9 protein-coding genes are annotated in these 12256 nt (G+C 38.9%); 4 read left to right on the forward strand and 5 right to left on the reverse strand.

Annotated features, from left to right (window positions below):
- The first annotated feature begins 2 nt into the window (after nt 1–2).
- The 3 genes from DYR29_RS07500 to DYR29_RS07510 are packed head-to-tail and all read left to right on the forward strand — an operon-like array spanning nt 3 to nt 1373.
- Complete coding sequence (locus tag DYR29_RS07500) at nt 3–431, forward strand: SRPBCC family protein (RefSeq protein WP_213279949.1); 429 nt, start codon at nt 3–5, stop codon at nt 429–431.
- A 10-nt stretch (nt 432–441) separates the two neighbouring features.
- A complete protein-coding gene (locus DYR29_RS07505) occupies nt 442–867 on the forward strand; it encodes a DoxX family protein (protein ID WP_213279950.1) in 426 nt (141 codons plus the stop codon).
- Nucleotides 868–923: 56 nt separating this feature from the next.
- Nucleotides 924–1373 carry an SRPBCC family protein gene (locus DYR29_RS07510; protein WP_213279951.1) on the forward strand — a complete coding sequence of 150 codons (450 nt, stop codon included), beginning with the start codon at nt 924–926 and terminating at the stop codon, nt 1371–1373.
- A gap of 257 nt (nt 1374–1630) precedes the next feature.
- Here DYR29_RS07510 and DYR29_RS07515 read toward each other — a convergent pair whose 3' ends face one another.
- The 5 genes from DYR29_RS07515 to DYR29_RS07535 all read right to left on the reverse strand — a co-directional run bounded on the left by DYR29_RS07515 (nt 1631) and on the right by DYR29_RS07535 (nt 11051).
- The gene (locus DYR29_RS07515; protein ID WP_213279952.1) at nt 1631–4093 is read right to left on the reverse strand and encodes a glycoside hydrolase family 3 N-terminal domain-containing protein; all 2463 of its coding nucleotides are present in this window, start codon (nt 4091–4093) and stop codon (nt 1631–1633) included.
- A 130-nt stretch (nt 4094–4223) separates the two neighbouring features.
- A complete protein-coding gene (locus DYR29_RS07520) occupies nt 4224–5102 on the reverse strand; it encodes an alpha/beta hydrolase (RefSeq protein WP_213279953.1) in 879 nt (292 codons plus the stop codon).
- 11 nt (nt 5103–5113) lie between these two features.
- Nucleotides 5114–6280: an esterase gene (locus tag DYR29_RS07525; RefSeq protein WP_213279954.1), complete on the reverse strand. Its 1167-nt coding sequence runs from the start codon at nt 6278–6280 to the stop codon at nt 5114–5116.
- A gap of 246 nt (nt 6281–6526) precedes the next feature.
- A complete protein-coding gene (locus DYR29_RS07530) occupies nt 6527–8818 on the reverse strand; it encodes a glycoside hydrolase family 3 protein (protein ID WP_213279955.1) in 2292 nt (763 codons plus the stop codon).
- 10 nt (nt 8819–8828) lie between these two features.
- On the reverse strand, nt 8829–11051 hold the full coding sequence (locus tag DYR29_RS07535; RefSeq protein WP_249413647.1) for a TonB-dependent receptor: 2223 nt from the start codon (nt 11049–11051) through the stop codon (nt 8829–8831).
- A gap of 398 nt (nt 11052–11449) precedes the next feature.
- On the opposite strand from DYR29_RS07535, the gene DYR29_RS07540 reads away from it, so the two are divergent.
- A complete protein-coding gene (locus DYR29_RS07540) occupies nt 11450–12199 on the forward strand; it encodes an NUDIX hydrolase (protein WP_213279957.1) in 750 nt (249 codons plus the stop codon).
- Nucleotides 12200–12256 lie beyond the last annotated feature (57 nt).

A 12256-nucleotide genomic window follows, 5' to 3' on the forward strand; every position in this document is an offset into this window, starting at 1 on the left:
CAATGAAAAAACAACAAAAAATTAAGATACAAGCTGAAATTAATGCTCCTGTGGAAAAAGTATGGAAAATGTGGAATTCACCGAAAGATATTATGAACTGGAATTCAGCAGACCCAAGCTGGCATTGTCCCAGTAGCCATAATGATCTCAGGGAAGGAGGTACATTTACAAACAGAATGGAAGCCAGGGATGGAAGTTTCGGTTTCGATTTCTCCGGTACGTACGATAAGGTTGACCCAAACAGGGAAATAACTTATACAATGTCTGACGGAAGAACAGCCTCTACCATCTTCGATATGCAGAACGACAAAACATTGGTAACAACAAGCTTTGACCCTGAAACCGAGAATGATCCTGAATTTCAGAAACAAGGCTGGCAGGCTATCCTTGATAATTTTGTAAAATATGCAGAATCAACTAATAATTACTAAACCCTAAAACATGAAAAAGAATAAAATAATTTTCTGGGCTGCTACCATCGTACTGATCCTGTGGGAAGGCGTTATGCCTGCTGCAACTTTATTGTTTGCACCGGAATATGTAAATGCAGGAACAAAAGCCCTGGGTTATCCGGATTATTTTGCTTACGCATTAATTATCTGTAAGATATTAGGAATTGTGGCAATATCACTTAATAAAATACCCAATAACATAAAAGAATGGGCCTACGCAGGCCTGGCATTTAACCTGATATTTGCCTTTATAAGCCACGCATGTGTAAGTGGGAATCCGGGATTTATGCTTATGCCACTACTATTTTTAGCAGTACTGGTAATTTCTTATCGCTTCCGGAATTGGAATGCCCGAAAAGAAAATTTCAATGCTTCCGGAGCTGCTTCCTATGATGAAATATCCTCAGTACAATAAGGTAGTGGATCATTATAAAAAACGAAAACATATTCAAACATTTAAAAATCAAAAAAATGAAAAACAACAGCGTTTCATTACACCGAATATTCCAGGCTGCTCCGGAAAAAGTTTTCCGTGCATTTGCTGATGTGACAGCTTATGCTTCCTGGATTCCGCCCTATGGATTTATATGTACTGTGCAGCAGTCAGATTTTAAAGAAGGCGGACAATTTAAAATGACTTTCATTAATTTCAGTACTGGTAACGGACATTCCTTCGGTGGTACCTATACTGAGATCAGAGAAGGGCAGTTTCTTAAATATATTGAGCACTTTGATAATCCGGCTTTGCAGGGAGAAATGACTACTACAGTCTCATTCGGCAAAGTATCGTGCGGAACAGAGATCAGAATTGAGCAAACCGGTATTCCGGAGCAAATACCTGCAGAAATGTGCTATCTTGGCTGGCAGGAATCTCTTGACAAATTAAAAAGGCTTGTGGAGCCTGAAATTCCGGATGCTTAAAGGATATCAACGAATAACATGGCAATTCATTTTTCCTTTATAAACCCAATCATCGACAAAAGTCTTTGAAGATACGCTCGTCAAGGCCGCAAACAGCAAAATATCGCCAACTGTCTTAGTTGGCGATATTTTTATAATAAAACAAATTATTTGTTTCCATTTAGGGACTAATATCGGCAAACCTTAAAAAATAATCCTCAACAGAACTTCTACTGATGATTTTACTTGTCACTAAGTAAAACCTAATTTTATCTTTATTATTGTTGGGCCTTTAAATCTTCAAATTGCTTATCAGCCGGGAGAATATGCTCTACCTTTTCAATTACCAATTCTTTCGCTACATCAACTTCTGACTTCTGCCTGATATCTAACGATGAAGCACCTACCAGAATTTTATATCTTCCGGCTTCAACCACCCATGCTGATTTTTCCGTTTCAAACGAAGCTAAATCTTTCTTGTTTAAAGTTAAAATCACAGTCTGTGATTCCCCGGGATTTAATTCTTTTGTCTTTGCATAAGCTTTTAATTCGGAATTTGGTTTGTCAATGGTCTTTCCAGGTGCAGAAAGATACAATTCAACAACCTCTTTTCCTGGTACTTTTCCTTTGTTTTTAATATTGACACTTACTTCTAAATGATCATTAAAGGTCTTAGAATTTGTTTTAATATTTGAATACTCAAAATCAGTGTACGACTTTCCATACCCGAATTCAAACGAAGGTTTTATTCTAAAAGTATTAAAATAGCGGTATCCTACATAAATACCTTCCTTATAAGTCACATCTGCAGGGTTATCCAATGGTTCTCCCGGAAAATTATTTGCTGATGCGTGGTCTGCATAATTTACAGGGAAAGTCATCGTCAGTTTTCCGGAAGGATTTACTTTTCCGGAAATTACATCTGCTACAGAATGCCCTCCTTCCTGGCCGGGTTGCCAGGCCAATAAAACAGCATCCACCTTATCTTTCCACGAAGCTGTCTCAATAACTCCGCCGATATTCAGTATGACCACCACTTTTTTTCCTTTTGCGTGGAAAGCTTTGGAAATTTTATCAAGCATTTCTATTTCTTCCGTTGCCAGATTAAAGTCATTGTTCACTACTCTATCACCTCCTTCCCCGGAATTCCTTCCCAGTGTTACAAAAGCAATTTCAGAAGTTTCCGCTTTTTTAGCGATGAAGGTATCATCCATTTCCATTTCAGGCAGCCTCTCCGGCAAAGCTAAAATTCCCCGGGCTTTTCTTCTTTCCTTTTCTGCTGCAGCTTCTTTTTCAGCATGCGGTTTATATAATTCTACCAGCTCCTTGTCTAATTTATACCCTGCAGCATTCAGTCCTTCCAAAAGTGAAACCGTATGTTTGTTGTTGACACTGCCGCTTCCTGTACCTCCTGTAATCCATGCATAAGAGGTCACACCGAACAAGGAAACTTCTTTCTGCTTGTCTGCAAAAGGTAAAGCATTGTTTTCATTTTTAAGCAAAACCATTCCTTCCGCCGCAGCACTTCTTGTTACCGCAGCATGTGCGTTCAGATCTGGTTTGTCACTGTATTTATAATGTGCAAATGTTGGTGTTCTGAAAATATATTCCAAAATTCTTTTCACGTTGAGATCTGCCACTTCCTGTGGTAATCGGCCTGAATCCAAAGCTTCCAGCAACACTTTTTTCTGTGCCGGAATTCCAGGCATCAAAAGGTCATTTCCTGCATTCATCTGTTTCACAACATCAGAAATCCCTCCCGTTCTGATGGATTCAAATCCGGGAAATCCACCGAACCAGTCAGTCATTACGATTCCTTTGAATCCCCATTCATTTCTTAAAACCTGAGTCAGTAAATCTCTGGAATCTGAAGTATACACCCCATTCACTTTGTTATAAGATGACATTACAGTCCAAGGCTGAGATTCTTTCACGGTGATTTCAAAATTTCTCAGATATAATTCTCTCAATGCTCTTTCAGATACATGGGCATTGATTGTTAAACGATTGGTCTCCTCATTATTCGCAGCAAAATGTTTGACAGAAGTTCCCACTCCCTGGGACTGGATTCCGTTGACAATCGCTGCGGCAGTCTTTCCGGAAATGACAGGGTCCTCAGAATAATACTCAAAGTTCCTTCCATTTAACGGATTTCTTTGAATATTCAAGGCAGGCGCCAGCAAAACATCAACGCCGTATTCTTTCACTTCATTCCCCATTGCTTTTCCTACTTCTTCCAATAGCGTTTTGTTCCAGGTTGAAGCTAAAGCTGTTCCTACAGGAAATGCCGTTGCATAGTACGTTTTGGAATCTTTTTCCCTTGTTGGTGCAATTCTTAAGCCTGCAGGCCCATCCGCAACAACAGTAGCCGGAATCCCGAATCTGTCCAGATTAGCTGTTCCGCCTGCAGCTCCGGGAACAAGTCCCTGCTTTGAATCACCTACAGGTCCGGTTAAGACTTCAATTCCGGGCATTCCTGTTCCAATCAGCAGATCAACCTTTTCTTTATTGGTCATTTGGCTGATAATGGCATCAATTCTTTTATCGACCGGAAGTCTTATATCTTCCCAGATGTCCAGTTTACCGTTTTTGTTGAGATCTTTGAATGTTTTTCCTTCAACAGTAATAGTTGAGTTATTTTGAGCTTTTGTAAGAGATGACACACCCATTAAAGCCAAAAACAATACTGAATATTTGTTACCGGAAAAAAGCCCGATCAGTGTTGATTTATTCTTATTCATATTTAGATTTAGTTTTTATTAAACAGAGTATAAGCTTGAAATATGCTTTCCAGAAACCACAGCATATTCTGCCCGGGATAGAAAATGCCATGTAAGAAACTATATAAAAAGTATTAAATTGATTAAATAACTACAAGAAGTTATGGAACCTCAACCAGTCAAGGTACACATCAGACCATTTGTCGACGGGAAGATTTTGTTTCCCCATACCAAAGCCATGACCTCCTTTTTCATAGATATGGAGTTCAGCAGGCTGCCCTGCTTCCAGCCATTTGTTATATAATAAAACTGATTTTGGTGCCAGTTTCAGTTGATCATCACTTGCGGCACAGATAAACATAGGAAGAAAAGATTTAGAAACCTCGGTTTTTAGGATTTCCTGACTTGGTCCGCCATAAATCGAGGCGGCAAAGTTTGGTAACGTTGAAGCATCTTTACTATGCAGGACACTCTCTAAAATTACACTGGCACCTGCAGAAAATCCAATCACTCCTAATTTTTCAGGATTGATCTTCAGTTCTTTCGCATGCGTTCTGATATATGAAATTGCTGTTCTGATATCCTCTCCGGCCATCACTTTAACAGGAGCTGTTTTGGCATCAAAAGCATTTCTGTCTTTGATATTCTCCATCATTTCTTTGGCAGGATCATTGGATTTCGTTTCCAGCAATCTGTATTTTAAAACGACTGCTGTAATTCCGTTTTCTGCGAGTTTTTTTGCCATATCAACTCCTTCGCGGTTGATCGATAGGCTTTGAAAACCACCACCGGGAGCAATAACAACAACTGTTCCGTTGGCCTTGGTTTTATCTGCCTCGAAAACCAGTATTGAAGGCTGTGACACATTGAAAACCACTTCCGTTTTGAACAGCTCACTGAATTGCTGGGCTTCTTTCTGCTTCCAATTTTCTGTTCCCGGTGCCTTTCCCTGATATAAAGGAATAGATTTTTGTGTATATGCATTGTATGTTCCTGTTATAAATAATGCGGTTATGAGTATTCTTTTCATTTTCAATTTGTTTATTTAAATAACTGAGGAAGAAAATCATTCAGATAGGTTCTCCAATTGCTCCACGTATGACCGCCTTCGGATTCTACATATTGGTATTTGAAGTTCATTCTGTTGAGTTTTTCACGATATTCTGTCACGTTTTTGTAGAGAAAATCTGTTTTTCCGATGGCAATCCAGTACAACTTGTACGAATTGGTTTGCTGGGCTTTCAGTTTTTGATCTAAATTCTGATAAACGGGACTTTTCTTTTCATCAGGCGGAAGAATTGCCGGAGAAAACAGTCCTACATAATCAAACATTTTTGGCTGATTGGCAGAAATATACAATGAATGGAATCCTCCCATGGAAAGTCCGGCAATCGCTCTGTTTACTGCGTCTGATTTTACCCGGTAATTGTGCTCTGTAAATTCCATGATTTCCTTGAAATAAGTCTCCATATCACCACTGAAAATATCCGGTGTTCTCATATCGATCTTATAAAAACCTTTAGAAGATTCGCCCGGCGCTGCGGAATTGCTTGTATGACCGTTTGGCATTATAACAATCATAGGTTTTGCTTTTCCCTGAGCGATCAGATTATCCAGGATCTGCGAGGCTCTTCCCAAAGTCATCCATGCTTCTTCATCACCACCCATTCCGTGTAAAAGGTATAAAACAGGGAATTTTTCTTTCGAATTTTCATATCCCGGAGGGGTGTAAACGGTTAATCTTCTGTCTTCTTTCAATCCGCTTGATTGGTACCATCTTTTGGAAACTGTTCCGTGCGGAACGTTCTGAACTTTGTAATTTTCAGATTGTTTTCCATCAATCAAAATCATACTCATCACTGATGAAACATCACGGACCTGATAAGAATTGTTCGGGTCATTGGCTTTTACACCATCCACAATAAAAGAATAGGTATAGATATCAGGAGCCAGATCATCTTCAGAGAAAGACCAGATTCCATCTGCATCTTTTTTTAATTCTGCTGTTCCCGGTTCCCAACCTTTTCCCGGCATCCAGTTTCCTTGTAGTTTTACTGTTTTTGCCTCCGGTGCACGAAGTCGGAATGTTACGCTTTTACCTTTGATTTCGGGTGAAACTATTTCTTTCTTCCCACTGAAATCGAGGTTTTCCTGGGCAAACATCAATGAACCCAGCATTAATGAATAGATTGTGAATTTGATTTTCATATTAAATTGTTTTTTACCACAAAGGGCACAAAAGTTTTTGATTTCAACCCATTAGTCACTTTAAATTTAAGTTTAAAATGCTGAGAATATTAGAACACATAAGTTTTGAAAACCTTTGATTTTCCATTCTGTGGACTTTTAAAATTATTATTTCAGGCTTGAAGCTTTTGTGACTGTTGTGGTTAAACAGTTTTTACTTCAAAAATAAAATTCTGAGCCTGTAAAATACAGACCCGGAATTATCAATTACTTTTTGTATTTCTCTGTTCTTGCATCTTTAATCACACCTAACCAATTCATTCCGTATCCGAAATCATAGTTGTGACCTTCGGAATCTTTATGGGTTTCCATATCGTAAGGAACGTCTTCTTTTTGCTTTTCAACAGTCGCCATATTCGCAGGCATCTGAAGCGGAAGTAATCCGGATGGCTCGTATTTTCCGGTTACGATATCCACAACTGCCTGATTGGAAACATTGAAGTTCATCAGAATGGCATCAGCATGTTTTTCAAATTCGTTGAAAATCATCGGTTTTGAAGCTGTTACAGAAACAATGACAGGTTTTCCGTTCATTGCCTTGTACGTGTTTTCAATGGTCAGCAGATCTGTAAAGTTGGTAACGGTTGATGTTTTATTTTTAAATGTTCTGTCGTGTACATTCGGGGCTACAACCGGATCACCTGCAGCAATACTTTTTTCACGAGCCTCAGTTGCCGTATAGGTTTTATATTGAAGAGAAATCGGAAGATATCCGTTTCCGCCTTCTGCAGCATCAATATCGCTGTAACCGCCTTCTTCACTGTGCGGACTTTTCACAAAAACCAATGCGAAATCAGCTTTAGCGGGATCTTCAGTTACATTATAATGCTTTTTGATTTTTTCTAGGTCAACAGGATAATCCAGAGAAGGAGCCGTGTAAATTCCCCACCAATTAAATGTTGCCGGAGAATATCTCTTCGGAATATAAACCGTTTTTCTTTCCTTGATGGGAAGAATATTGGATTTATTTTTCAACATCACTATGGATTTTACCTGAGCCTCATACCCTGCTTTCATAAACTCAGGATTACCAACTATTTTTTTGGTTTCTTCAATGTTGACGTAAGGATTTTCAAACAATCCTGTTCTGAAGAAATTTCTTAACAAACGAACTGCAGACTGCTCAAATTTTGCACGATATGCTTTTTCACCATGTTCTTTCACTCCCATCTGATACGCTTCCAGAACAGGTCCTTTATCATTATTCCCCCCAAATTGGTCAATGCCGGCTTCCAGCACTTTGTAGTGACGTTCGGCAATGGATAATTTCTCAGCTCCCCAGGGTTTTCCTGCAAATCCTCCCGGAGTTTTGGGTTCATCAGCAGTAATCAGCCAGTCGGTACACACAACACCATCGTATTTGTATTTTCCACGAAGTAAATCTGTGATCAGATATTTACTGTAGCCGTTCCCGACATTTTCTCCGTTTTTCGTATCCTGATTAAAGCTGATCGTATAATAAGGCATTACTGCAGAAGCTTCTTTTGTTCCGCCATTTAATTTGAAAGCACCTTCCGTAAAAGGTTTTACATGATTCTGGAAGTTATTCCCCGGATAAACCGCGAATTTCCCCATTGCCCAATGACCGTCACGACCTCCTTCTTCAGGGCCGCCTCCCGGCCAGTGCTTTACCATGGCATTTACACTTTTATTACCCCAGCCGTTTTTGTTTCCGATGGTGGTCTGGAAACCGTCAATATAACCTCTTCCTAAATCTGCTGTCAGTTCCGGACTTTCAGAAAAAACGTAAGCGATTCTGTACCAGCGAGGCTCTGTCCCCAGGTCAATTTGAGGCGATAAAGCAGTTGAAATTCCCAATGCCCTGTATTCCTGAGCCGCAATATTTCCAAATTTTCTGACCAATTCCGGGTCGAAAGTCGCGCCCATTGCCAGACCATCCGGCCAAAGTGATATCTGTCCGCCTGCTCCTTCATTAAATTCAGCCGTTACAGTTGCAGAATGTCTCGGGTCTGTACTGTTATTGGCTGGAATTCCCAATCCCAAACCTTCAATATAAGCCTGGATGTTGTTGCTCCATTGGGCTGCAATTTCGGGAGATTCAACAGTTGTTACCAAAACATGACGAAGGTTATCATCTTTTAAAAATTTCTTTTGCTGATCTGTTAAATCCGAGGCTTTTGCCCCGCTTTCTTTATACAGCATTCCATTGTATTTACCTGCCCGGAAACCGTCTGCAGGTGCAGGAACAGATTGATGGCCACTGTACAGCATTAACCCTGCAATCTGTTCGACCGTCATTTTTGAAGCTAAATCCTTCGCTCTTTCGTCAACGGGAAGTCTCCAGTCTTCGTATTGATCAAGCTTTCCGTTTTTGTTTAAATCTTTGAATTTATTTCCACCAACTGTCAGAATTTTAACCCCTGAGTTTTCGGAATACCCTAAAACAGGACCTTTGGAATTCGTGACCATCTGAATATTCTGTGAAAATGCTATTACTCCTAAAAATAATGCTGCAATATTTAAAACCGTTCTTTTCATTGTTTATATTTTAGAAATTAAAGTTTACCGATAATTGGCCTGTCAATGGCATAATGTACGTTCCTGTCAATAGTTTTCCGTAATATGGACTTGCATCTGTAATCAATTCAGCACCATTGATGGTTCCACTCGCTCCTCTTTGGTTCAGGAAGTTGATCACTGTTGCACCTACGTTAATGTTTTTGTTAACGGTATAGCTTACTCCCCCGAAAGTTTCCCATCTTGGTGCAAAGTATAAAGCATTGGTAAGATTCGCATATTGTTTTGAGAAATATCTGAAACTCGCCCAGAATCTCCATTTGTCAATAGAATAGCTTGGATCGATTTCCATTAAAACTTTAGCAACCCCCAATACATTGTTGTCGTTATAGTCATAATCCTTCCCGAAAGCATTGAAATTAAATTTCTTATACACAGGATTCTGGAAAGTAACCAGATAATGTAAATTGAATCCTTTGAATGGTTTTAAAACAAAATCCGTAGTCCAGCCCAGCGTCTGAATATCATAATAAACGGTTGTGGTTTGCGCCTGTGAACTATTTGCAGGATTTACCAGATTATATCTGTTAAGGTTGTTATTTTTCTTCAGATAGGTAGCCTGAGAAATCAACTGAATCCAGTTGGTATTCCAGAAAACTCCGAATGCTCCCAATGGGCTTTTAATTTTATTGGTGTTGGGTTCAAAAGCCTGGGAATAACTTTCCAATCTTCTGTTTTCTTCTGTGTATAGGAAGTTGGCTAAAACCCCGAAGTTTTTGGTAATATTATAGGTCGCATTAAGGCTTCCGGCCACATGGAACCAATTTTCATTGATATTTTTAAAATCATCAGGTCCAAAAGTAAATCCCGGTGCTCTTGGAGTCATAGAGAATGTGCCGTTAACCGCATGATGTCTTAAATGCAGGCCATAGCTAAGGTTAAAGTTATCAGACACTTTCCATTCATCAGTTGCATACAATGATATCTTGTTTTCAGTACCGCTGTGGAATTCTCCGCCCACATTGTAATTATAGAATCCGTCAGCATCTGTATTGGGACCAATCAGCCTTTGAGGCTGTGCACCTACCGTTTGAAAGAAGAATGAACGGTTGGATGTGAAATCGTCAACTTTATAATACTGTTCCAAAAGCCCTATGGTCAGGTTATGAGCTCCCAGCTGTTTGTTTAATGAAAAACGTCCCGAAAGACTTGTTACCGGTGTTTCAGGAGTGTGCATCGCCAGCTGGGTACCGACAGCTCCGGAGTAAGGTTGCCCATTGGATGCCAGTGTATAACCATTTGACGCATTTGCCTGGAAAATACTCAAAGGAATAATTGTGGAAATTTTTACTTTGGAAAAATGTGCCCGCGTTGAAAATTTAAAATTCCAGCCATTATCAAGAAGATAGTTACCAAAGATGTCGATATTATGGGATTTCGACCTGTTGTCATTTCCGCTCATGGAAGCCCAGTACTCTTTACCGGACAGGATATCTTTCATCTTTATCTTCCCGTCATTCACCACGTAAGAGTCTCTGCCTATCCTGAAATCGTCCAGCTCTGTCACTTTACCGTTTTCCCCATATTGAAATACGGCATAATTACCAACATTATAAGAGTCTGCATATTTGTAAAGCGCGGTAATCTGTCCTTTATTGTCGTTAAAATACTTGGTTACCCCTGCTCTGAAAATTTTTGTTTCATCAACATTTCTTGCAAAACCTAGCTTAAAGGTACTGGGATCATAATTCAAAAATGCTCCTGCGGTATATGTCCAGCCATTTTTAGAAATAGGGCCCGAGACATTGGCATCAGCCTGTAACCAGCCAAAATTACTGGTGGTAAATTTGCCTTTGATCTTAAGGTCTTTAGTTCCTGTCTGCGCATATGAATTGACTGCAAAACCAAGATCTCCCATTGTATTGGCCAACTGATCCATTTTTAAAAGTCCTGTTCTTTCCAGTCCAACACTTTGTCTCCATGTTTTATTGGGGAGCTCGGGCCAGAAAAAGTAAACAACCGGAAGATCATTTTCAAGGATCGTGATTCCTCCAACAGTAGAAGGAAGTCCGATATTGACATCGCGGGGGCTGGTATTATTGGCAGCATTGAGCATCACATTCCTGTTGTTGTCCTCTTTGGAAGAAGTTATTACTTTTTTCTTCAAAGCTAAGCTATCGGTTTGCTGACCAAATGCTGCTCCACAAGAAAACATGAGCAACAAAGTGGAAATTCGGAGTCTTGAGTTTTTCATAATTATCAATTAATCTGTTTTTTGTTTGGATCGTGTAATGAAATGTTGAATTTCAGAGGGTAACTAATTTTAAATTAAACAAATAGCTAACAGGATTTTATCCATGTAATTTTTTATATTCCTTATTATTTTTTAGTTGCTTCATTATGAAGCGACTCAATATTACATTCTTTTTTCCATACAACCAAATGAATGTTAAAAAAACATTAACACAATAACAAATTACTGAATAACAATAAATTACATTTAATAAAAACAAAATGAAATGGTGAAAAAAGCATTTATTTACCCGGAAATGTAAATTCTATGTTACCAAAAAGTAATGCTAAAAAGCCTGAATGTTTGTTCTTTCCTTAATATCCCCTTAACTTTGTTGAGCACGAACAATTAAAATAAATATGAACCCTCATCAACAGATTTTAGAAAAATCAGCAGAAGCCTATCAGTTATATCTTCCCCATATTTCTATTGACACGGTTATCTTTGGATTCAGTGAAAATGAGCTTAAAGTCCTTGCTATTAAGATGAAGTTCAACAATCAATGGTTTTTACCAGGTGGCTACCTTAAGAAAGAAGAGCATATTGATGATGCAGCAGTAAGAATTTTAAGTGAGCGCGCTGGTGTAACAGATCTCTTTTTGGAAGAATTTTCAGTTTTTGGGAAAAATGGCCGAAGTGAGGAGGTTTTTAGGGATTATGATGATACTTTGTGGCATAAGCAAAGGTTTATTTCTATCGGCTATTATGCGCTTGTGAACTACCATGACGTTTCTCCAAAAGCTGATGAATTAAGCAACGAATTTGAATGGCTGGACGTGAATAACCTGGATGAGTATTCCATCACAATGGATCATAAGCAAATCATCTTAAAAGCGCTATTGACACTCAGGGAAAGAATCACTTATAAACCTATAGGCTACAACCTGCTGCCTGAAAAATTTACGATGACAGAATTGCAGCGGTTATATGAAACAATATTAGACAGGACTCTGAACAGGGGTAATTTCTATAGAAAAATAAAAAATTTAGGAATTCTAACTAAATTGGATGAACTGCGAACGGGTGGTGCTCATAAGGCACAAGATCTCTATTCCTTTAATAAAGAAAATTATGAAAAGGCACTTCAAAATGGAGTAAATAGCTGGTAACTGGCTGAAAATTAATTAAGAAATATTTTTTAATTCTATCTCTTTATGCTGAAGTAT

The organism is Chryseobacterium indologenes (assembly GCF_018362995.1).
Taxonomy (GTDB): domain Bacteria; phylum Bacteroidota; class Bacteroidia; order Flavobacteriales; family Weeksellaceae; genus Chryseobacterium; species Chryseobacterium indologenes_G.